The 21,976-nt window shown below is 50.3% G+C and carries 23 protein-coding genes and 5 pseudogenes; 8 read left to right on the top strand and 20 right to left on the bottom strand.

Features of this window, described 5'->3' with window-relative positions:
• Nucleotides 1-104: 104 nt before the first annotated feature.
• From kdsA to hemA, 6 genes are read right to left on the bottom strand one after another with little or no spacing between them, the layout of a single operon-like run.
• A complete protein-coding gene (gene kdsA, locus SK53_RS03960; RefSeq protein WP_003856671.1) occupies nt 105-959 on the bottom strand; it encodes a 3-deoxy-8-phosphooctulonate synthase in 855 nt (284 codons plus the stop codon).
• Nucleotides 960-995: 36 nt separating this feature from the next.
• Entirely contained in the window at nt 996-1,805 is an 810-nt protein-coding gene (gene sirB1, locus SK53_RS03955; RefSeq protein WP_003856670.1) for an invasion regulator SirB1, read from the bottom strand.
• Between the two features lie 3 nt (nt 1,806-1,808).
• The gene (gene sirB2, locus SK53_RS03950) at nt 1,809-2,201 is read right to left on the bottom strand and encodes an invasion regulator SirB2 (protein ID WP_003856669.1); all 393 of its coding nucleotides are present in this window, start codon (nt 2,199-2,201) and stop codon (nt 1,809-1,811) included.
• Nucleotides 2,198-3,028 carry a peptide chain release factor N(5)-glutamine methyltransferase gene (gene prmC / locus SK53_RS03945; RefSeq protein ID WP_045895425.1) on the bottom strand — a complete coding sequence of 277 codons (831 nt, stop codon included), beginning with the start codon at nt 3,026-3,028 and terminating at the stop codon, nt 2,198-2,200. The genes sirB2 and prmC overlap by 4 nt, the downstream gene beginning before the upstream one ends.
• Complete coding sequence (gene prfA / locus SK53_RS03940) at nt 3,028-4,110, bottom strand: peptide chain release factor 1 (RefSeq protein ID WP_048208562.1); 1,083 nt, start codon at nt 4,108-4,110, stop codon at nt 3,028-3,030. Before prfA ends, prmC begins: the two co-directional genes overlap by 1 nt.
• 41 nt (nt 4,111-4,151) lie before the next feature.
• On the bottom strand, nt 4,152-5,408 hold the full coding sequence (hemA, locus tag SK53_RS03935; RefSeq protein WP_048208560.1) for a glutamyl-tRNA reductase: 1,257 nt from the start codon (nt 5,406-5,408) through the stop codon (nt 4,152-4,154).
• Between the two features lie 201 nt (nt 5,409-5,609).
• On the opposite strand from hemA, the gene lolB reads away from it, so the two are divergent.
• From lolB to dauA, 4 genes are all read left to right on the top strand, one after another.
• Nucleotides 5,610-6,221, top strand: a complete 612-nt coding sequence (gene lolB / locus SK53_RS03930; RefSeq protein WP_003856665.1) for a lipoprotein insertase outer membrane protein LolB — start codon at nt 5,610-5,612, stop codon at nt 6,219-6,221.
• The gene (ispE, locus tag SK53_RS03925) at nt 6,218-7,087 is read left to right on the top strand and encodes a 4-(cytidine 5'-diphospho)-2-C-methyl-D-erythritol kinase (RefSeq protein WP_048208558.1); all 870 of its coding nucleotides are present in this window, start codon (nt 6,218-6,220) and stop codon (nt 7,085-7,087) included. Before lolB ends, ispE begins: the two co-directional genes overlap by 4 nt.
• A 125-nt stretch (nt 7,088-7,212) precedes the next feature.
• Nucleotides 7,213-8,160, top strand: coding sequence for a ribose-phosphate diphosphokinase (prs, locus tag SK53_RS03920; protein ID WP_003856663.1), 948 nt, complete (start codon nt 7,213-7,215; stop codon nt 8,158-8,160).
• Nucleotides 8,161-8,284: 124 nt separating this feature from the next.
• Nucleotides 8,285-9,964, top strand: coding sequence for a C4-dicarboxylic acid transporter DauA (gene dauA, locus SK53_RS03915; RefSeq protein ID WP_032658872.1), 1,680 nt, complete (start codon nt 8,285-8,287; stop codon nt 9,962-9,964).
• Here dauA and SK53_RS03910 read toward each other — a convergent pair.
• Complete coding sequence (locus SK53_RS03910) at nt 9,950-11,008, bottom strand: MerR family transcriptional regulator (RefSeq protein ID WP_022651374.1); 1,059 nt, start codon at nt 11,006-11,008, stop codon at nt 9,950-9,952. The two genes, dauA and SK53_RS03910, sit on opposite strands and share 15 nt — an antisense overlap.
• 120 nt (nt 11,009-11,128) lie before the next feature.
• The gene (ychH, locus tag SK53_RS03905) at nt 11,129-11,404 is read right to left on the bottom strand and encodes a stress-induced protein YchH (protein WP_003856655.1); all 276 of its coding nucleotides are present in this window, start codon (nt 11,402-11,404) and stop codon (nt 11,129-11,131) included.
• A gap of 274 nt (nt 11,405-11,678) precedes the next feature.
• On the opposite strand from ychH, the gene pth reads away from it, so the two are divergent.
• Nucleotides 11,679-12,263: an aminoacyl-tRNA hydrolase gene (gene pth / locus SK53_RS03900; protein ID WP_006810922.1), complete on the top strand. Its 585-nt coding sequence runs from the start codon at nt 11,679-11,681 to the stop codon at nt 12,261-12,263.
• A 126-nt stretch (nt 12,264-12,389) separates the two neighbouring features.
• The gene (gene ychF, locus SK53_RS03895; RefSeq protein WP_003856650.1) at nt 12,390-13,484 is read left to right on the top strand and encodes a redox-regulated ATPase YchF; all 1,095 of its coding nucleotides are present in this window, start codon (nt 12,390-12,392) and stop codon (nt 13,482-13,484) included.
• Between the two features lie 49 nt (nt 13,485-13,533).
• Here the strand turns inward: ychF and SK53_RS23875 are convergent.
• The 8 genes and pseudogenes from SK53_RS23875 to SK53_RS03850 all read right to left on the bottom strand — a co-directional run.
• Nucleotides 13,534-13,824 (bottom strand): annotated as a pseudogene (locus SK53_RS23875) (YciI family protein).
• Nucleotides 13,825-13,924: 100 nt separating this feature from the next.
• Nucleotides 13,925-14,290 (bottom strand): hypothetical protein, encoded by a 366-nt coding sequence (locus SK53_RS03885; RefSeq protein ID WP_003856647.1) that lies wholly within the window; start codon nt 14,288-14,290, stop codon nt 13,925-13,927.
• A 16-nt stretch (nt 14,291-14,306) separates the two neighbouring features.
• Nucleotides 14,307-14,687, bottom strand: coding sequence for a hypothetical protein (locus tag SK53_RS03880; protein WP_022651375.1), 381 nt, complete (start codon nt 14,685-14,687; stop codon nt 14,307-14,309).
• Between the two features lie 79 nt (nt 14,688-14,766).
• On the bottom strand, nt 14,767-15,174 hold the full coding sequence (locus SK53_RS03875) for a hypothetical protein (protein ID WP_223307894.1): 408 nt from the start codon (nt 15,172-15,174) through the stop codon (nt 14,767-14,769).
• 96 nt (nt 15,175-15,270) lie between these two features.
• Nucleotides 15,271-15,753, bottom strand: a complete 483-nt coding sequence (locus tag SK53_RS03870) for a hypothetical protein (RefSeq protein ID WP_023314281.1) — start codon at nt 15,751-15,753, stop codon at nt 15,271-15,273.
• The gene (gene comJ, locus SK53_RS03865) at nt 15,750-16,037 is read right to left on the bottom strand and encodes a competence protein ComJ (protein WP_023314282.1); all 288 of its coding nucleotides are present in this window, start codon (nt 16,035-16,037) and stop codon (nt 15,750-15,752) included. The genes SK53_RS03870 and comJ (SK53_RS03865) overlap by 4 nt, the downstream gene beginning before the upstream one ends.
• A 444-nt stretch (nt 16,038-16,481) precedes the next feature.
• Entirely contained in the window at nt 16,482-16,688 is a 207-nt protein-coding gene (locus SK53_RS03855) for a hypothetical protein (protein WP_022648388.1), read from the bottom strand.
• A 5-nt stretch (nt 16,689-16,693) separates the two neighbouring features.
• A pseudogene (locus tag SK53_RS03850) lies at nt 16,694-17,878 on the bottom strand (RHS repeat domain-containing protein); the annotation flags it as partial.
• Between SK53_RS03850 and SK53_RS03845 the strand changes: the two are divergent.
• Nucleotides 17,874-18,271: pseudogene (locus SK53_RS03845) on the top strand (DUF933 domain-containing protein); the annotation flags it as partial. The pseudogenes SK53_RS03850 and SK53_RS03845 overlap by 5 nt on opposite strands.
• Nucleotides 18,272-18,790: 519 nt before the next feature.
• Here SK53_RS03845 and SK53_RS03840 read toward each other — a convergent pair.
• The 3 genes and pseudogenes from SK53_RS03840 to SK53_RS24020 all read right to left on the bottom strand — a co-directional run.
• Nucleotides 18,791-19,309, bottom strand: coding sequence for a hypothetical protein (locus SK53_RS03840; protein ID WP_023324823.1), 519 nt, complete (start codon nt 19,307-19,309; stop codon nt 18,791-18,793).
• Between the two features lie 629 nt (nt 19,310-19,938).
• Entirely contained in the window at nt 19,939-20,727 is a 789-nt protein-coding gene (locus SK53_RS03835; protein ID WP_045898815.1) for a macro domain-containing protein, read from the bottom strand.
• 153 nt (nt 20,728-20,880) lie between these two features.
• Nucleotides 20,881-21,039 (bottom strand): annotated as a pseudogene (locus SK53_RS24020) (RHS repeat protein); the annotation flags it as partial.
• Here SK53_RS24020 and SK53_RS03830 point away from each other — a divergent pair.
• Nucleotides 21,026-21,433, top strand: a pseudogene (locus SK53_RS03830) (DUF933 domain-containing protein); the annotation flags it as partial. The pseudogenes SK53_RS24020 and SK53_RS03830 sit on opposite strands and share 14 nt — an antisense overlap.
• Nucleotides 21,434-21,465: 32 nt before the next feature.
• Here the strand turns inward: SK53_RS03830 and comJ (SK53_RS03825) are convergent.
• Complete coding sequence (gene comJ, locus SK53_RS03825) at nt 21,466-21,948, bottom strand: competence protein ComJ (protein WP_048208553.1); 483 nt, start codon at nt 21,946-21,948, stop codon at nt 21,466-21,468.
• Nucleotides 21,949-21,976 lie beyond the last annotated feature (28 nt).

Raw genomic sequence — 21,976 nt, 5'->3', positions numbered from 1 at the left:
TTTTTGCGGGGTGGTGCTGCGCTTACCCGGCCTACAAAACCCGTAGGCCCGCGCAAGCGTAGCGCCGCCGGGCAAAGAAAAACCCGCCGAAGCGGGTTTTTTTATTAGTTGCTGGTATCCAGCTCGTCGAAGCTCTTCACCAGATCGTCAATCGCTTTGATCTGTTTCAGGAACGGCTCCAGCTTATCCAGCGGCAGCGCGGATGGACCGTCGCATTTCGCGTTAGCCGGATCCGGGTGCGCTTCAATGAACAGACCCGCCAGGCCGGTTGCCATACCGGCGCGCGCCAGTTCGGTCACCTGCGCACGACGCCCGCCAGACGCGGCGCCAAACGGGTCGCGGCATTGCAGGGAGTGGGTCACGTCGAAAATCACCGGAGACTGGTTAGAGACGTTCTTCATCACGCTGAAGCCCAGCATATCCACAACCAGGTTGTCATAACCGAAGTTTGAACCACGGTCGCACAGGATAACCTGGTCGTTACCGCCTTCGATAAACTTGTCGACGATGTTACCCATCTGGCCTGGGCTCACGAACTGCGGTTTTTTCACGTTAATCACGGCACCGGTTTTCGCCATCGCTTCTACCAGGTCAGTCTGGCGAGCGAGGAACGCCGGAAGCTGAATCACGTCTACCACATCAGCCACCGGCTGTGCCTGAGACGCCTCGTGCACGTCGGTGATCACTTTCACGCCAAACGTCTGTTTCAGCTCCTGGAAAATCTTCATCCCCTCTTCCAGGCCCGGGCCACGGTATGAGTGAATGGAGGAGCGGTTGGCTTTGTCAAAAGAGGCTTTAAACACGTACGGGATGCCCAGTTTTTGGGTCACGGTCACGTAGTGTTCGCAGATGCGCATAGCGAGATCGCGGGATTCCAGCACGTTCATACCGCCAAACAGCACGAACGGCAGGTCGTTTGCCACGTTGATATCACCAATGCTAACCACTTTTTGTTTCATAGGATCGCCTTATTCAGGTGTGAATCGGAATTAAGATTAATGCAGTGTAATGTGTTTATGCGCGATCGCGTTGATCTGCGCGCGGATCATCTCGCTGATCGGGTCTTCCGGACATTGTTCGACGAAATAATTTAAATCATTCAGCGCCACGTGCTCGCAGTCGAGCTGCGCATAAATCAGGCCGCGGTCGCGGATTTCGTACGGATCTTCCGGATTGAACTGCAACAGCACTTCGCTTGCGCGCAGGGCCAGCTCCATCTGACGCTCTTCCATCAGCGCAGACTTCAGCGTATCCAGGAGCTTGCGGATCACTTCGGCGTTATCGGCTTCATCGAGATCTTCATTGAACAGCTCAGCTATCGGGCTGATGTTGCCTTTCAGCCAGACATCCAGCGTATGCTCATCCAGCGTGTCGCCGTTAAACGGATTGATTAACCACATCTCACCGTCCAGCCACTCCGCCCGCAAAATCATCTGCGTCGGGAAAATGACCGGCACCAGTGGAATCTCCAGCTCGTGCGCAACCCACAGTAAAATGGCGCCCAACGCGACGGCGCTGCCCTGACGATTTTTCAACACCTGGTCCAGCCACAGTGCGTCAGACAGGCGGTACACGCCTCGCGTGTCGCAGAAACCCCATTCGCCGTAGAAAAGCTCAATCAGCTTCTCTAATTGCCAGTCCTGCGGACGTGCCTGATTGATCTCTTCGCGCGCCAGGCTGACCAGATTCTCCAGTTCAGCGTAAACGTACTGTGACGTAAAATCGTCGCGGATCATCTCTGAAATCAGGATCATACCATCGCAGAGCGGCACTTTGTTAAATTCGAAATCGGCTAAGGACCTCATGACTTACCCCAGTAACGGTATTCTTGTGGTGGCGAGTTTAATGATGATGTACAGCACCACCAGACCCAGCAAAAAGGCGATAAACCCTGTCTGCTGGCTGCGCGGACGATGACGCCCAAGCGCGATAAAACCCAAAACGATGTAGATGATAACGCCAAACAGCTTTTCAGTCAGCCATGCGCCTTTATCAGTAAATGGCAGATAGCCGGTCTTCCACATTAACCCGGCTCCGGAAAGGAACAGCACCGTGTCGATACAGTGCGGGGCGATGCGTACCCAGCGGGCGTTAATCAGCGGATTGTTGTTGTAGCGCCACCAGTAGCGGGCAATAAAAAAGCCAATGGTCAGGGCAACGGAAACCAGGTGAACGGAGATCAGCAGCGTAAACAGGCTCATGACCGCTGCCCCAGCGTCAGACGTTCATTGCCGCCGTAATCCCGGCAGGTTTCCACGGCAGCGTATCCGGCATGCGTAAACAGCGCTCGCACCGCCTCTCCCTGCGTCCAGCCATGTTCCACCAGCAGCCAGCCACCGGGAAGCAAATGTTGCCGTGACGTTGTCACAATGTGATCGAGATCCGCAAGTCCCTGATTCGCAGCGACCAGCGCGGTCAACGGTTCAAAACGCACGTCGCCCTGCGCGAGATGCGGATCGTCTTCGTCGATGTAGGGCGGATTGCTGACAACCATTTCAAACATGCGGCTTTCAAGCGCGGCAAACCAGCTGCTTTGCAGAACGGAAACATTGTTCAGCCCCAGCCGTTCAACGTTGCGCCGCGCGAGGGCGACCGCATCAGGCATCACGTCTACCGCCGTCACGGTGCAGTCTGGCCGCTCGCTGGCAAGCGCCAGCGCAATCGCCCCGGTGCCGGTGCCGAGATCGAGGATCTGACACGGCTGCGCTGGTAACCGCGCCAGCGCCTGCTCCACCAGACACTCGGTGTCCGGGCGCGGGATCAGCGTGGCCGCTGAGACGTACAGTGGAAGGGACCAGAACTCGCGCTCGCCAACCAGATGCGCCACCGGCTCGCCGGTTTTACGGCGGGCAAGCAGCGTCTCCAGCTGCGATTGCTGTTCAGCGGTCAGCGCGGTTTCGCCGAAAGCCAGCAGATACGTGCGGGCTTTACCCGTCACATGCTCAAGCAGAATTTCGGCGTCGCGCTTCGGGCTTTCACTTGTGGAAAGCTCACTGGCGGCATGGCGTAACCAGCGCTGAAAATCCATTAATCCTGCTCGGACAGTGCCGCCAGCTGGTCAGCCTGGTATTCCTGCACGATAGGCTCAATCAGCATATCGAGCTTGCCTTCCATTGCCTCATCCAGACGGTAGAGCGTCAGGTTGATGCGATGGTCGGTTACGCGCCCCTGCGGGAAGTTATAGGTGCGGTTACGATCGCTACGATCGCCGCTGCCCAGCAGGTTACGGCGGGTAGAGGCTTCCGCCTGCTGGCGTTTCGCCATTTCCGCCGCGTGGATACGGGCGCCCAGCACGGATAACGCTTTAGCTTTGTTCTTGTGCTGGGAACGTTCATCCTGACACTCAACCACAATCCCGGTGGGCAGGTGAGTAATACGGATAGCGGAGTCGGTGGTGTTAACGTGCTGACCACCTGCCCCTGAAGAGCGGAAGGTGTCGATGCGCAGATCCGCCGGGTTGATATCCGGCAGTTCCGCTTCCGGCAGCTCCGGCATCACCGCCACCGTACAGGCCGAGGTATGAATGCGCCCCTGCGATTCCGTCGCAGGCACGCGCTGCACGCGGTGGCCGCCGGATTCAAATTTCAGTCGACCGTACACGCCGTCACCGCTGATCTTGGCGATAACCTCTTTGTAGCCGCCATGCTCGCCTTCGTTGGCGCTCATGATCTCCACGCGCCAGCGACGGGATTCGGCATAACGGCTGTACATACGGAACAGATCCCCGGCAAACAGCGCCGCTTCGTCCCCGCCGGTCCCGGCGCGGACTTCCACGAACGCGTTGCGTTCGTCGTCCGGATCTTTTGGCAGCAACAGCACCTGAAGCTGCTGCTCCATCTCCTCAGAACGCGCTTTCGCATCCTGCAACTCGTCCTGCGCCATCTCGCGCATTTCAGGATCGTCGAGCATCATCTGCGCGGTTTCGATATCGTCCTGAACCTGTCGCCAGTCGGTAAAGCATTTAGAAACATCACTTAACTGCGCGTATTCACGTGAAAGTGCGCGAAAACGTTCCTGGTCCGCAATGGTCCCGGCATCGCCGAGCAGCGCCTGGACTTCTTCATGGCGCTCGTGCAGAGCTTCCAGTTTAGCGACGATAGAAGGCTTCATAGGCGTAAGTGCACCTTGTCTTAGAAAATGGGTATAGGGCGCTATTCCAGCCCGAGGCTGTTGCGCAGAATAGTCAGGCGTTCATCATCCCCGTCACGGGCAGCCTGCTGAAGAGATTTGGTTGGGGCATGAATCAGGCGGTTAGTCAGTTTCCACGCCAGATCCTGCATAATCGCCTGCGCATCGCCGCCCTGCTCCAGGGCCGCTAACGCTTTGGCAGTCAGGTCATCACGCACCTGCTCCGCCTGCCCGCGGTACTCGCGGATGGTCTCGCTGACGCTTTGCGCGCGCAGCCAGGCCATAAACTCACTGGTTTCCTGCTCGACAATGGTTTCCGCCTGCACCGCCGCCGCTTTACGCTGCGCGAGGTTGTGCGAAATGATGCTTTGCAGGTCATCTACGCTGTAAAGATAGGCGTTAGCCAGCTTGCCGACTTCTGGCTCCACATCGCGCGGGACGGCGATATCCACCAGCAGCATCGGCTGATTACGGCGGGACTTCAGCGCGCGCTCCACCATCCCTTTGCCGATAATCGGCAGCGGGCTGGCGGTCGAACTGATAATAATGTCCGCCTCTTTCAGGCGTTCATCGATGTCGCTCAGGGCAACCACTTCTGCCCCCACTTCATCCGCCAGCACCTGCGCGCGTTCGCGGGTGCGGTTAGCGATAATCATCTTTTTCACTTTATGCTCGCGCAGATGGCGCGCCACAAGTTCGATGGTTTCGCCCGCGCCCACCAGCATCACGGTGACGGTGGAGAGGGATTCAAAGATTTGGCGTGCAAGGGTGCAGGCCGCGAAAGCAACAGAAACCGCACTGGCACCAATGTCGGTTTCGGTTCGCACACGCTTCGCCACGGAGAATGACTTCTGGAACATTCGTTCCAGTTCGCTGGCTTTCAGATGCCCTTTCTGGGAATCCGCGAAGGCTTTTTTCACCTGGCCGAGGATCTGCGGCTCGCCCAGCACCAGCGAATCCAGCCCGCTGGCCACGCGCATCAGATGGCTGACCGCATCGTTATCCTGATGCCAGTACAGGCTGTTGCGCAGCTCTTCTTCGTTAAGGTTGTGGTAGTCACATAGCCAGCGGATCAGCGCCTCGTGAAGGTTGTCCTGCTCCTCCACGCTTAAATAGAGCTCGGTACGGTTGCACGTCGACAGCACCACGCCACCCTGCACCATCGGCTGTGCAAGCAGGCTGTCCAGCGCCAGGTCGAGCGTATCCGGCGAAAACGTAACGCGTTCTCGCAGTGAAACCGGGGCCGTTTTGTGGTTAATACCGAGTGCTAATAGGGTCATGTTGAGCGGGAGTAGTACCAGCGTTAATAAGGTTAGCAGGACGCATCATACAGGATGCGCGAGATCAATAAAAGAGACTGCCCCCTTTCGGAGTAATAGCTTACGCCACGCTTTGAGATAATTTGAACGTAGACGGTGGCACCCTTCAACGCTAGCATTAACAGTTATAACTGCAACGTATCTCAAGGATTTGTCATCATTATGACCCGAATGATTCGCCTGCTGCCTCTGGCGGCCCTGGTTCTGACCGCCTGTTCCGTTCATCAGCCGAAAGGCCCGGGCAAAAGCCCTGACTCACCGCAGTGGCGCCAGCACCAGCAGGACGTGCTGAAATTAAGCCAGTATCAGACCCGCGGTGCATTTGCTTATCTCTCTGACGAGCAAAAAGTTTACGCTCGCTTCTTCTGGCAGCAAACGGGTCAGGACAACTATCGCCTGCTGCTGCTGAACCCGCTGGGCAGCACCGAACTGGAGCTGAACGCGAAGCCTGGCGAAGCGCAGATTACCGATAACAAAGGCCAGCACTACACGGCAACCGACGCCGAAGAGATGATTGGCAAGCTGACCGGGATGCCGATTCCGCTCAATAGTCTGCGCCAGTGGATCCTTGGCCTGCCGGGTGACGCAACCGACTACACGCTCGACGATCAATACCGTCTGAGCCAGGTAAACTACACCCAGGGCGGTAAAACCTGGAAAGTGGTGTACAGCGCGTATGACAGCAAGACTCAACCGTCGCTGCCGTCCAATATGGAGCTGACGCAGGGTAGCCAGCGTATCAAGCTGAAAATGGACAACTGGATCGTTAAATGATGACCCACTGGCCCTCTCCCGCAAAACTGAACCTGTTTCTCTACATTACCGGGCAGCGCGCTGACGGCTATCACACCCTGCAAACGCTGTTTCAGTTTGTCGATTACGGCGACACGATCTCCATCGAACCGCGTCAGGACGGGCAGATTCACCTGCTGACGCCGGTCGACGGCGTGGCGCATGAGGATAACCTGATCGTGCGCGCTGCTCGCCTTCTGATGAAAACGGCGTCGACGTCGGGTCGTCTGCCGGCGGGAAGCGGTGCGGATATCCGTATCGACAAACGCCTGCCAATGGGCGGCGGTCTTGGTGGCGGTTCATCGAACGCCGCGACCGTACTGGTGGCGCTTAACCACCTCTGGGACTGCGGTCTGACGACGGACGAACTGGCAGCGTTAGGATTGACGCTGGGCGCCGATGTACCGGTGTTTGTGCGCGGCCACGCGGCGTTCGCTGAAGGTGTCGGTGAAATCCTCACGCCGGTCGATCCGCCGGAAAAATGGTATCTGATCGTTCACCCTGGCGTGAGCATTCCTACCCCGGTCATCTTTAAAGATCCTGACCTGAAAAGAAATACCCCGGTACGGTCAATAAAAACGTTATTAAATTGTGAATTCAGCAACGATTGCGAGGATATCGCAAGAAAACGTTTTCGCGAGGTTGATGCGGTGCTTTCCTGGCTGTTAGAATACGCGCCGTCGCGCCTGACCGGTACAGGGGCCTGTGTCTTTGCTGAATTTGACACCGAAACCGCCGCCCGTCAGGTGCTTGAGCAAGCGCCGGTTTGGCTGCATGGTTTTGTAGCACGCGGGATGAACATCTCCCCCCTACAGCAGGCCATTCTGGCGCAGACTGAGTTTCGGTGACAACGTCACCCTGTTCCAGACGTTGCATCGCGCTCTTTAATACACCGCCTGGATAGCGTTTGCTTAGGCCCCGCAGTTTGCGGCGAACGCTATCCACCACTGGACGCATGCCTGAGGTTCTTCTCGTGCCTGATATGAAGCTTTTTGCTGGTAACGCCACCCCGGAACTAGCACAACGTATTGCCAACCGCCTGTACACTTCCCTCGGCGACGCCGCTGTAGGTCGCTTTAGCGACGGCGAAGTCAGCGTACAAATTAATGAAAATGTACGCGGTGGTGATATTTTCATCATCCAGTCCACCTGTGCTCCAACGAATGACAACCTGATGGAATTGGTTGTTATGGTCGACGCGCTGCGTCGTGCTTCTGCTGGCCGTATCACTGCTGTTATTCCTTACTTTGGCTATGCACGTCAGGACCGTCGCGTCCGTTCCGCGCGTGTGCCAATCACCGCTAAAGTAGTCGCTGACTTCCTGTCCAGCGTCGGCGTTGACCGCGTACTGACGGTCGACCTGCACGCAGAGCAGATTCAGGGCTTCTTCGACGTGCCGGTTGATAACGTATTCGGCAGCCCAATCCTGCTGGAAGACATGCTGCAACTGAATCTGGACAACCCGATTGTGGTTTCTCCGGACATCGGCGGCGTGGTACGTGCGCGTGCTATCGCGAAGCTGCTGAACGATACCGACATGGCGATCATCGACAAACGCCGTCCGCGCGCTAACGTTTCTCAGGTGATGCACATCATCGGTGACGTGGCTGGCCGTGACTGCGTGTTGGTGGACGACATGATCGATACCGGTGGTACGCTGTGTAAAGCCGCTGAAGCGCTGAAAGAGCGTGGTGCGAAACGCGTATTCGCTTACGCCACTCACCCGATCTTCTCCGGCAATGCGGTAAACAACCTCCGTAACTCCGTCATTGACGAAGTTGTGGTGTGCGATACCATTCCACTGAGCGACGAGATCAAAGCGCTGCCAAACGTGCGTACGTTGACTCTGTCCGGGATGCTGGCCGAAGCGATTCGTCGTATCAGCAACGAAGAATCGATCTCTGCAATGTTCGAACACTGATCGAACACGGCCAAAAAACCCGCTACGGCGGGTTTTTTTGTTTATAGTATTTATTTGTATGACTTATGCCTCCTTCACCTGCCATTCATATGACAGATGATGCGCACACGGATGATAGATAATTGTGAAAAAAGTAACCTCCTCACATGTTCTGCCCTTTCGCGCCCTCATCGACGCCTGCTGGAAAGAGAAATACACGTCGTCACGCTTTGTTCGTGACCTGATAGCCGGGATCACCGTCGGGATTATTGCCATCCCGCTGGCGATGGCGCTGGCGATTGGTAGCGGCGTCGCGCCGCAGTACGGGCTGTACACCTCGGCCGTTGCGGGGATTGTGATTGCGCTGACGGGCGGGTCCCGCTTCAGCGTCTCCGGCCCGACGGCCGCCTTTGTGGTGATCCTCTACCCGGTTTCCCAACAGTTTGGTCTGGCAGGCCTGCTGGTTGCCACCCTGATGTCCGGCATCTTTTTAATTCTGTTTGGTCTGGCCCGCTTTGGTCGCCTGATTGAATATATTCCCCTTTCCGTAACGCTGGGGTTCACCTCGGGGATTGGGATTACCATCGGGACCATGCAGATTAAGGATTTCCTCGGCCTGCAAATGGCCCATGTTCCGGAGCACTATTTACAGAAAGTGGGCGCGCTGTTTATGGCGTTGCCGACGGCCAACCTGGGCGATGCGGCCATTGGCATCGTTACCCTCGGCACACTCATCGTCTGGCCTCGCTTAGGCATTCGTCTCCCGGGCCATCTGCCCGCTCTGCTGCTGGGCTGCGCGGTGATGGGCGCCGTCAACCTGCTCGGTGGACAGGTCGCCACCATTGGCTCCCAGTTCCACTATGTTCTGGCGGACGGCTCACAGGGCAGCGGCATTCCGCAGCTGCTGCCGCAGCTGGTTCTGCCGTGGGACATGCCGGGCTCCAGCTTCACCCTGAGCTGGGATTCCCTTCGCGCTCTGCTGCCCGCTGCATTCTCCATGGCAATGCTGGGCGCGATTGAATCTCTACTGTGCGCCGTTGTGCTCGACGGCATGACCGGCACTAAGCATAAAGCCAATAGCGAGCTGGTCGGCCAGGGCTTAGGGAACATCGTTGCACCGTTCTTCGGCGGTATTACGGCTACGGCTGCGATTGCCCGTTCCGCCGCGAACGTACGTGCGGGCGCGACATCACCGGTTTCGGCGGTCATTCACTCCCTGCTGGTGATCATGGCGCTGCTGATCCTTGCCCCGCTGCTTTCATGGCTTCCGCTCTCTGCCATGGCTGCGTTGCTGCTGATGGTGGCCTGGAACATGAGTGAGGCGCATAAGGTGGTTAACCTGCTGCGCCGCGCGCCGAAAGACGACATTATCGTGATGCTGATCTGCATGTCGCTGACCGTGCTGTTCGATATGGTTATCGCTATCAGCGTCGGCATAGTGCTGGCCTCGCTGCTGTTTATGCGCCGCATCGCGCAGATGACGCGTCTCTCCCCGGTTAACGTTGAGGTGCCTGACGATGTGCTGGTGCTGCGCGTGATTGGTCCGCTGTTCTTCGCCGCAGCGGAAGGTTTGTTCAGCGATCTGGAATCCCGCATCGCGGGCAAACGGATTGTGGTGCTGAAGTGGGATGCCGTCCCGGTGCTGGATGCCGGCGGTCTGGATGCCTTCCAGCGCTTTGTTGCCCGCCTGCCGGAAGGCTGCGAGCTGCGGATAAGTAACCTCGAATTCCAGCCCCTGCGCACCATGGCGCGCGCAGGCGTGCAGCCGATCCCTGGCCGATTGTCCTTCTACCCTAACCGTGAAGCTGCATTAGCGGATCTGTGAGTCATCTGATGCAGAGACGCGTCTTTGCATCATCACCCCGATCGCCTGCTGGAGCCATTCAAGCACGGCAGGCGTCATCCACGTGCCTTTCATCAGATGCGGCTCCTGCTGCATGGCGAGGCGAAATTTTTGCTGGGTCTGCGGGTTTGTTCCCGCATAGGACTGGAATAAAACCAGCCACTTTTCTGCCAGCTTTTGCGCATCGTCAGAAGCGGGACTGAGATTATCTCGCTGCGCCTGATGCAGCTTCGCCACCAGCGGCGGCCACTCCATCATCCGGTCAAAGTAGTGCGCCCGGGTAAAGGCCATCTCTTCGGCAGTGAGATATTTCTCCCAGATGCTGAGCTTTGATTCGGCAAACGCCCGCGTGATGTAATCAGTTATCTCCGGCGTAATGCCGGTTTGCTCCTGCATCTGCGGCTCCACGCTGTGCATCTCGTTCAGGCGGGTCAAAAATTCCGGTTTGCCTGCGGTATCCTGCTCCAGGCGTTCCATCCACCGTGAAGCCAAATCGGTCGCCCGCGCGTCCGTGACGCTGACGTTCTGTTCCAGCAAGTGTTTAACCTCCCTCACCAGCCCCGACCAGATATCCGCCAGCGCCTCTTTCTCTACCGCAAACGGCAGTTGCTGCAACTCTTCTTTGCTAAACCAGCGATCGTACATATTCATTAACTCCAGAGTCTGTAGCCAGGATTCCAGATCCGGCGTCGCATCGTCGGTCAGCCCGGTACGCAATTCCACCAGCCGGTTGCGCAGCGTATGGATACTACGCAGTTGCTTGTCCAGCAGAGTGATTTGCCCGTCGAGTAATTCGGCTAATGACAGCGAACGCTGTTTCAGAAAATCCCTGATTTCGGCAAGCTCCAGCCCGGCTTTTGCCAGCGTCTGGATCATATGCAGACGCTGCACATCCGCCAGGTTATAAAGCCGGTAGCCTGCCGCGCTTCTGGCAGAAGGTAACAACAGCCCTGTTTGCTCGTAGTGATGCAAAGTCCGCACGGTGATCCCGGCACGTTTCGCCAGTTCTCCCACCTGTATCAACATAACGGCTCCTTTTGTTCTGCCAGTGTCGTTACTCTGAAGCCTTACGTTACGTGAGGGTCAATGCGTCATGCAAAAAAAAACGACTTCAGATGAAGTCGTTTCGGTGTTCTTTATGGGGCACTAGCTATGCTTGCGCTGGTCGCGGCGGCATCGTTTATCGTAATGACGCACCCACCAGTATTTATCGCAGACTTCCTCATGTCCGCTCACGCGCGCCCCGGCGAGCCACAGTACCGCACCGAGGAAGATACTCAGCACCGCGCCATGCGCAAAGTATTGTGGGAGGTCAAGCTGCGGTAATTGGTTTAAGATTGAATAACCGACACCGGCGACCATCACGAACAGTCCCAACCCCATTAGCACGTTACCGAGCATTGAAGCGTTTTTGCGTTTCATATGTCACCTCCGGAACTTTGGGTTGTCAGGGGAAAAGCCCCTTCTCCTTGTGTGTAAAGTATAGACAACGCCTCTTATATGAGTTGCGTGAATGATCACATTTACTGATAACTGCCGGACAAAAATTTACAAATAAGACATTGAACAGCTTGAAATTCTAATTATTCAAAGAGGAAATTATTCGCATTTCGGTGTACAGCAGGCAGAACTTTGTCAAGCGGCGCGCCAGACAGTAAACTACGCGCCAGATCTGGAACCCATTAGGAAGTAAATCGTGACGATTAAACTGATTGTCGGCCTCGCCAATCCGGGCGCAGAGTATGCTGCTACCCGCCATAACGCCGGAGCCTGGTATGTTGATCTGCTGGCGGAGCGTTTGCGCGCTCCCCTGCGTGAAGAACCCAAGTTTTACGGGTATACCTCACGCATCAATCTTGCGGGTGCTGACGTGCGGTTGCTGGTGCCAACCACCTTTATGAACCTGAGCGGCAAAGCCGTGGCGGCCATGGCAACGTTTTATCGCATCAATCCGGATGAGATCCTGGTGGCCCACGACGAACTGGACCTGCCGCCAGGCGTGGCGAAGTTCAAACTGGGCGGCGGTCATGGCGGCCACAATGGTCTGAAAGACATCATCAGCAAACTGGGTAATAACCCTAATTTCCACCGTTTGCGCGTGGGAATAGGCCATCCGGGCGATAAAAACAAAGTTGTTGGTTTCGTACTGGGTAAGCCCCCGGTTTCTGAGCAGAAGTTGATTGACGAAGCGGTGGACGAAGCGGCCCGCTGCACCGAGATTTGGCTTCAGGACGGCCTGACGAAAGCCACCAATCGACTGCACGCTTTCAAAGCGCAATAATCGGCGTCCTGGGGCTTTTTTACCGCGCGTCGCGCGGGTTACGTGTATAATAGGCGTAGTTATTTACTTTTCTTCAATCGGTTATCGTTAACGGATTGATTATCAAGATATTAAGGTGATTTAGAAATGGGATTCAAATGCGGTATCGTCGGTCTGCCAAACGTGGGCAAATCCACCCTGTTCAACGCGCTCACCAAAGCAGGTATTGAAGCGGCGAACTTCCCGTTCTGTACCATCGAGCCGAACACCGGTGTTGTTCCTATGCCCGATCCGCGTCTGGACCAGCTCGCGGAAATCGTGAAGCCGCAGCGCATTCTGCCAACCACCATGGAGTTCGTGGACATCGCGGGCCTGGTAAAAGGCGCATCCAAAGGTGAAGGCCTGGGCAACCAGTTCCTTACCAACATCCGTGAAACCGAAGCGATCGGCCACGTTGTGCGCTGCTTCGAGAACGACAACATTATCCACGTTAACAACAAAGTGGATCCGGCTGACGACATCGACGTCATCAACACCGAGCTGGCGCTCTCTGACCTCGACACCTGCGAGCGCGCAATTCACCGCGTGCAGAAGAAAGCCAAAGGCGGCGACAAAGACGCGAAAGCGGAACTGGCTGCGCTGGAAAAATGTCTGCCACAGCTGGAAAACGCGGGCATGCTGCGCGCGCTGAAAAACCTGACTGACGAAGACAAAGCGGCGATCAAATACCTGAGCTTCCTGACCCTGAAGCCAACCATGTACATCGCCAACGTTAACGAAGACGGTTTCGAGAACAACCCGTATCTGGACAAAGTGCGTGAAATCGCTGCGGCTGAAGGTTCTGTAGTGGTTGCGGTTTGCGCTGCCGTTGAATCTGATATTGCAGAGCTGGACGACGCCGATCGTGAAGAGTTCATGGCCGAGCTGGGTCTGGAAGAGCCGGGCCTGAACCGCGTGATCCGCGCGGGCTATGAGCTGCTGAACCTGCAAACCTACTTCACCGCTGGCGTAAAAGAAGTGCGTGCGTGGACCATCCCTGTGGGTGCGACCGCGCCTCAGGCGGCTGGTAAGATCCACACCGACTTCGAGAAAGGCTTCATTCGTGCGCAGACTATCGCGTTTGAAGACTTCATCACCTACAAGGGTGAGCAAGGCGCGAAAGAAGCAGGCAAGATGCGTGCGGAAGGGAAAGATTACATCGTTAAAGATGGCGACGTGATGAACTTCTTGTTTAACGTTTGATTTGAATGAAAAAAATCCACGCTTTGGCGTGGATTTTTTTATTGTGAGGTTAAAACACATTGTCTAAGAGATCAGTTTTCATGCTGGAATCTAAGGGAATGATTTCGGCAGACACAAGCCTAACGCCTGAAAAGAGCCCTCGCGCTAGCGCTCTTTAAGAGATGCAGGACTCTCAGATTTAGCGAGAATGACCCCACCAGTTCTTGGGATCCGTCTTCCGGAAGTCAGAAATATCCCCTCTGAATACCCTTTTTTAGTCACTCAACATGAGAAGGTATCGTTGGGTCAACCTCCTCAAGGGGTTTATATACGTCAATATGACAATGTAAACCGTAGTCATCTTTTTCCTCGTAGCCTTTTTTAAACTGCTTGATATAACTGCTGATACAGTTCCTTTTTTGCCACCGGTTATAGTTATCATTTTTTTGGCGCTTTTGAACTTAATACGCAGGGCCCGATTGAGACAACACGTTACGCTTCATATCCCAGGAATAAAACCAATCATGCCAGCCATTTTTTTTTGCTGGATAGCTACAGACAACGATCACTTCCTTTGACAGGTTGAATGTTAAGTAATAGAAAGTCGCACCTTCAGGAGGGGCAGACCAAAATAGTTTTTCGCCCTGCACATTGAAGATGGTCAAAACGGTTGGTAATGGCTTAGGCTCGCTTAACACAAAGACTAACTGGCGTGTTAAGTCGACCAATGCATAGCTTAAAAATGGCACACTAACCAGTATGTTACTTTCACCACATGCCCATTGAAGCAGGTCTTTTTCTTTAATACAAATGAGATTTTCAATCATTGGTAAACCTCAACGTTTAAAGTTTGATCTGCTTCAAATCACCTTCAAAAAGCCCCACAAGATATACCCGGTATCGGGCTGGCTGCACTTCTTTATACGTTAATATAGCGGAAAACTCTTTTAAACACTTTGAACATGTGTTTTTCGAAACATCTAATTGGCTTTCATCATAGCTATATTTCTTATGTTCACTATCAAGCTTCACACCTCTCATTTTCTTAACCAAAAAGCATTTTACCTCTTCTGTGAGCGTGTCAAACTCATATGAGTTTACGATAGAGTAGACTATTACCCCCTCGCATTCAGGGCATGTTATTTCCTTTCCATACTCTATGAAATCATTGTCAATGCCATCAAGGACTAATAACTTCTTTTTCAGTCGATTAGTAAGTTTCATTATTTAAATTTTAAGTTTATCAATAAAAAAGTAAGGCTATAAGAAATGGAGGATTTTATTAATCATTAACATCATTTAGTCAAACATTCCATTCTATATAAACACCACAATCGAAGCTTTTTTCATTAGACTGTACAACAATATTTCCCCATTCATGCCTCCATTGAAATCCATATGGGGGATTGTTAATTTTAAGATTAGGCTTTGATGTTATTTCATTCTCAACCCATACTGTCAAACGCTGCTGCTCATCCGATAAATTACTCAGACTAGCCCTTTTATCCCAATCCTCTAACGTTTTATAAAAACTTCCATCCTTACTAGTAAGGAATAATGATGGAGAAAAAGAAAATGCTGAAGGCCTCAGTTCCAAAATGAAAACTTGATCTTTCCATTTAACATTATCGATAGCGAAATAAAAAGGACCTACTGTAGTCAATGGCGAGAAAAAACTTGTAAAATGCGGAATTTTTAAAAGTATCAACATCTTTTAATTCGATGGGGTAGTTGTTAATTTCTACAAATCCAGTATGAACATCAAGTTTCATTTCTAACATATCTAAACCACCTTTTTTGGAAGTGACTACTTTATATTCCAAACTATATATACCCCATGATTAAATGACTTTGTCTCATATGAGACTGAAACCCGCCCCCACTCAAAGTTCCACCTAATGATGTCTGTTTCCGTGGTATCAGGCGTGTCCAGGTTCAGTGATTCTTTCAGCCAATCAGACAGGCTTTTCACTGATTCATTTAGCATGTGAACATTAGTTCGTGCATTCCAATCATTTAATGATTTATAGTATTGACTATTTTTATCAACAAGATGAAGCATAAAATGAAAACCATAGCACACCGGGCGTATAGTAACTTGAAATTCTTTATCGAAAAACATTACTGAGTCAACAAGGTAGTGATTCGACATATTTTTATTTACAGCTTTGCGTTTTACTAATTCGTGGTATAAATCACACTTACAAAAGCCTTCTTCAGTATCTATTTTTAAAGGAAGACCATCAAGGTTTAGCTCACCGGTAATCGGGTTGAATTTAAATTCAATCATGCGACCTGAAGCTTATTTTTATTTGTAATAAAAAATGGCACTACAATGCAGCGTTGAGCAGTTTCATCTAATATAAAAGAATTATCTATTTTGATATTGACGTTGGCTCCAAATGCGTCCTCTGGTAATGGGTCGAATATAACATAATCTTTGTGAAGAACAGCACCTTGAGAAACATTGCCTTTTCCCCAGTAATTCAGCTTTTCGTCATAGTCTCTGGATCGTAACAACATTTGACTATGTGAAATCAGTAGCTCAACTATTTGTATTTTTTTATCATTCATTACATTACCTCGATTTTTATTATCGTTCTACCGATAATGTGGGGTCAGTCCATTAAAAATAAAATGCTTGTGAAATTCTTTAAGGGGTTAATGATTAGCTGTAATATGAAAACTGATAGGGGAAGCACCCTTCCCCTGCTGCTCAAACTTTGAGCAGCATGTTAGTAACAAGCGCAAACCCTGAAACCCCCATTATAGTTTAATTAGGATATTCGGCAACAACTAACCGCCTGATTTAGTCCTCTCCATTATACAAATCACCAGCATAATTAAATATTTTCAATTATTTTTTTCTGTGAGATCAGCGTAACTAATAATTTCCTAAACGCCATTGCTGATATTTTGATTGCCGGTAAAGATAATTTTCATCTCTTTACCGAGCCATTCCCAACCAAAAAAATATAAAAAACGAACGGAAAAATAAATCCCCCACGTAATTATCTGTCAACAAAAATAAAAGTAAATATCCCGTATTAAATCTCCATCAACTTCATCAACAGTTCTGGTTTTGATTTTATTAAAGTCAGCTAAAATACCTTTCACTGGCACAGTAGACTTTGATATATCATCATAAAATGCTTTTTGTTGACTTTCCGGAACATATTTTTTTATTAAAAAAACAAGATTCTTTCGTAACTCTTCATCTGTCATCGCTTTTACTCCGGAATTATAGTAACACGTTCAAAAATAACAGGGTAATTACGTTCGATTGGTAGCAACTGTAATGCCCCACCTTTACCATACTCAGGATATGCACTGGTGAAAAGCTCATATCCAGGCCCTCGACCACCATTGGCAAGAGGTACTTGCACCTGAGGCACTCCATTTTTATACAGTTGTAATGTATCAAACTCACCTAATAAACGTGCATCACTCCATGAATCAGGATTACCTTTCTCATAAAAAATTTGATAGGCGTCCCTGGCTTCATGTGCAGGTTTATATTTCGTATACCCAAAATAACTTAACGGGGCTGATTTATTTTCTATTGTCTGTGGAGCATATTTGCTATCCACATAACGATATGCTGTAGAAGGCATAGTCGAACTAGGGCCATTTGGACCAACATAGAAATCAGGTTTTGTTTTACCGCTACACTCGCGGCTCAACCCCCACGGATCCACCCACCCCAGCGCATTCGGCGCATACTGGTAAAGGTTTATCCCCCCCGCCAGCCCTATCGGGTCCTGCTGCGTAAACCTTCCGCAGTCCGGGTCATAATACCGGAACAGATTGTAGTGCAGCCCTGTCTCACGATCCAGGTATTGCCCCTGCATCCGCAGGTTCTGAGAATATCCTGATACCTGCGTCTCGCTTTCCCGCAACAGCTTGCCCCAGGCGCTGTTTACCCCTTCCCAGCGCACCTGTCCTTCGCTATCCGTCATCCGTTCCGGCGTGCCGTTCGGCTGACAGTGGAACCAGAAGATTTCCGGGGCATCAACGCCGTCGATACGCGCCAGCGGATCGTAGCTGTCCTGATCGCTGTAGACGTAGGTCAGTGGCACATCCCCGTGCACTTCCTGCAACAGCCGGAACCCTTCCCATACAAACCAGGTGGTGACTGGGTTACCGGTTGGCTGTCCGCCCACCATCTGGCGACGCGTTTTGCTGATGCGTCGCCCGAGCGGGTCATAGCGTAAGCTGGCCTGCGTCTGCGGCCTGTTGCGATTCCGCGGCTGGCTGATGACCTCCGTCAGGCGATGCTCGCTGTCGTAGCGGTAGTGCCAGCGGGTCTGGCCGTTATCCTTCTCCACGGTGCGGCCGTGGATGTCATAGCGCCAGCGAATGCCGTTCAGCTGCGTCAGGCGGTTGTGCGTGACCTTCTCAGCAGACTCTTCAAGCGATAAAGGTTCTGTAGTGGTAGCGTTTTGGAACGCGGTTGAATCCGATATCGCTGAAATGAACGACGCCGATCGTGAAGATTTCATGGCCGAGCAGGGTCTGAACCGCGTGATCCGCGCGGGCCATGAGATGCTCAGCCTGCAAACCTACTTCACCGCGGGCGTAAAAGAAGTGCGTGGACCATCCCTGAGGGTGCGACTGCGCCTCAGGCGGCCGATAAAATCCACACCGATTTCGTGAAAGGCTTTATTCGTACACAGACTATCGTGTTTGAAGACTTTATCACCTACAAGGGAGAGCAAGGCGCGAAAGAAACAGGCAAGATGCGTGCGGAAGGCAAAGATTACATCATTAAAGATGGCGATGTGATGAACTTCTTGTTTAACCTTTGAGTTGTTTTTAATGGGAAAAATCCCCGCTTGGGCGTGGATTTTTTTTTACATGGTAAAGAGAATGATGTCGGCAGTCGCAAATTTTAACGTCTGAAAAGGGTGCTGGTGTAAACGCTCTGCTGGTCAGGCAAGTCTCTCACCTTTAGCAGGTATACCCCCTTTGCGTACGCCAGTTTCAGGCACTCTTGTCGCTGTAATTTTAATGTTAAATGTGAATTTAGTACGAAGGTCCTGATCTAGACAACGCGTTACGCTTCATATCCCAAGAATAAAACCAATTATGCCAGCCATTTTGTATTACTGTAAAATTACATACAACAACCACTTCCTTTGACTGGTTTAATGTTAAGTAATAGAAAATAGCACTTTCAGGAGATGCAGACCAAAATAGTTTTTCACCCTGAGCGTTGAAGATGGTCAAAACGATTGGTAACGGCTTTGTCTCGCTTAACACAAACACAAATTGGCGTGTTGAATCGACCATTGCAATGTCTAAAAATGGTTTGCCGAAAATATATTTTATCCTTTAGCGATCAAAACGCTTCTATGATCAGTTTCATTTTTTATCCAGAACATTTCATCTTGAGGTAACGATCCATTACTGCAAAAATCAACAAGTTCACCTTGCCAACCATCAGGAACATATTCTTGATAATGCATACTCTCAACATATTCCGAATATAATCTTTTATTATCAAAGTCTATAAATAAATCCGGCATAAGTTCATATATATCCCACCAAATTGTTTTTTGCGAAAGCCTTTTATAAAACTCCTCAGCAATGTCATCCTTATCGTATGAATAACCATCGTTAATTAAACCATCAATGAATATCTGCGCGTTTTCTTCATTTACAACTGGTATGTCATATCTTTCCTTATGGGTATTCTGTAGGTTTATTTCCACCCCACTTTTCACAAAATCCTCTACCCATTTTACTCTGTCTAAGACCCACATTTCCTTGAACGCAACGAACCAATAAAATCTTCCTTCATACTTAACTATCACAAGGAGTTCGTCATCTTTATTGATATTCATATAGTAACCTATCTTACATTCCCGGAGCCTGGAATCGCTACTTCTTCAAGCCATTCTGCCCATATCGATGGTAATTCACACGACCTACCTGGCGTTGTCGGATCCACGCGTAATGTTTGATTTTTTTATAGAGTAACGAACTTATCCCTTTTGCGCAGATAGAACTCTAGATATTTTTTAGGTCTATCCTGAAACGCACGCTCTTTGCTGTAGTTATAAGCATCGTTAAAATATTTATACGCTTCCTCGAATTGATTTCACTCATAACAGACCATGCCGAGATCGATTAAGGGTGCAGTGTCTATATCCGATCCACGTGTCCGTAATGTCGTTTTTCCCCATTTGTTTTCCTCAGCATAATCCGCAAGATCAAAACATGCGCTGTACATGCAGGCAGCGATCCAGTTGGCGAGTTCCCATTCGAGCTATGGCTCAGGAAGCGCTTGCCAGGCTTTTTGGTTTTGCTCTAAAGCCTCGGCGTATTTTTGGTTGTCGTGAAACTCGTTCCCTTGATCAATAGTATATTGTTATAGATATTATAATACTTAAGATCTTGTCCTTTTAAATAAAAAACTTTGCCTAAGAAACCGCCAAAAACACCATAATCTATGGTTAAATTTTATTTAAAATTATAAAGTTATTACATTGCAATCAATCATTTTATAGCAAATATTTTTTAGTATTAAGGACTCTATAACATTCCAATCACCACCACCGAGGCCAGCTCCTATCCTTGGCATTTGTATAGAAAGGCGATTAACTAAAGCAAAGTCAGATAATTTTTCAAGACAAACTTTCAGAGAGTCATAACATACGTATTGTTTTTTGTCGTTGATATTTTTCTTTATACCATCCTGCGCATACATATTCGCAATAAATATCTTCTCCTGAGCATCAACCATAACAAAATCAACCACCCCTAATTCTGGGAAGTTATTTTCTTTGAAGCAACTAAGATAGCTTTTTTTTGCCGCAGGATATTTATTTGAAAGGGACAGAACAAAACCTTTACCCCACTTCCCTTTATTATTCACAATATGAGCAATAACTGTGGATTTTTTCAAAGGTTCCACAGCATCTCCAGACAAGTATTTTATTCGCTTTTTTTCTTGCAATGAACCCGTTGATGTTTGCCAGAAAACTTCAAATTCCTCATTTGAAATTTCTTCGGCGTCACTTAAGTTCAGGTCGCTTTTCTTACCATCATACAGCAGGAAGCCAACTTTTTCTTTTTTATCTAGCAAAGAGGAAGAAGCATAATAATTTCCATCTATAATATTTATTTGTCGCGTGGCTACTTCTCCTATGAACTCATTGAGAATAGTCCCTTCACCTGCAATAAAATCAACACTTCCTTTATAATATATTTTCACCTCAACCACAACTCCTCCCACTTTTAACAATTCTTTTAGAGACAACGAGATCTTTTGTGTTTAAGATCAAAAATGTATTTTTCCGGGGTTCAATTACATCTAAGCCAGTTACATCTAATTTTACCTGTAACGCTTGATGATAACCCAAAGGATCACCTCTATATTGATTGACTGTTGGGAATGTCACAATGTATGAGGGTAACGGAAGCTGACCTGCGTCCGCGGCCTGTTACGGTCCCGCAGCTGGCTGATGACCTCCGTCAGGTGATGTTCACCGTCATAACAGTAGTGCCAGCGAATGACGTTCAGCTGCGTCAGACGGTTGTGCGTGACCTTCTCAGCAGAGTCTTCAAGCGGTAAAGGTTCTGTAGAGGTAGCGGTTTACGCCGCGGTTGAATCCGATATCGCTGAAATCATCGACGGCGACCATAAAGAGTTCATGGCCGAGCGGGGGCTGAACCGCGTGATCCGCGCGGGCTATGAGCTGCTCAGCCTGCAAACCTACTTCACCGCGGGCGTGAAAGAAGTGAACGCGTGAATCATCCCTGTCGGTGCGACTGCGCCTCACGCGGCCGGTAAGATCCACACCGACTTTGAGAAGGGCTTCATTCGTGCGCAGACTATCGCGTTTTAAGACTTTATCACCTGCAAGGGTGAGCAAGGCGCGAAAGAAGCAGGCAAGATGCGTACGGAAGGGAAAGATTACTTCGTTAACGAGGTTCATGTGGTGAACTTCTTGTTTAACGTATGATTTTTTTTCATTCGATTTAGTTATTATTAACTTTAAAAAAAACCCTCTTTTAGAGGATTGTATTTTTTCCCTCCCCAAGGGTCGTCTAATAAAAACTTAGTAGGGATTGCTTCTTTTTCAGGCACAAGAGTAAAATTATAATAAATCTCGTCCCCCTCACAAACCTCATAAAAGAGCGAATAAATCTTGCCGGTTACGTTAATGCTTACATCAAATTTCTCTGTCGCAGATGCGATCTGGATCTTATTTTTATCCGTAATAAAAAATGGAACAACAATGCAGCGTTGTGCATTTTGATCTAATTTAAAAGCATTATCTATTTTGATATTGACGTTTGCTCCAAATGCGTCCTCTGGTAATGGATCGAATACAACATAATCCTTGTGTAAAACAGCGCCTTGAGAAGCATTACCTTTTCCCCACTGACTCAGCTTTTCGTCATAGTCTCTGGATCGTAACAATATTTGACTATGTGAAATTAGCAGATCTACTGTTTGCATGATCTTATCACTCATTATATTCCCTAGACTTTTATTCTTGTTC

The sequence above is a fragment of the Enterobacter sp. MGH119 genome (genome assembly GCF_001037675.1).
GTDB classification, from domain to species: domain Bacteria; phylum Pseudomonadota; class Gammaproteobacteria; order Enterobacterales; family Enterobacteriaceae; genus Enterobacter; species Enterobacter hormaechei_C.
This window is presented reverse-complemented; position numbering and strand designations above follow the sequence as displayed.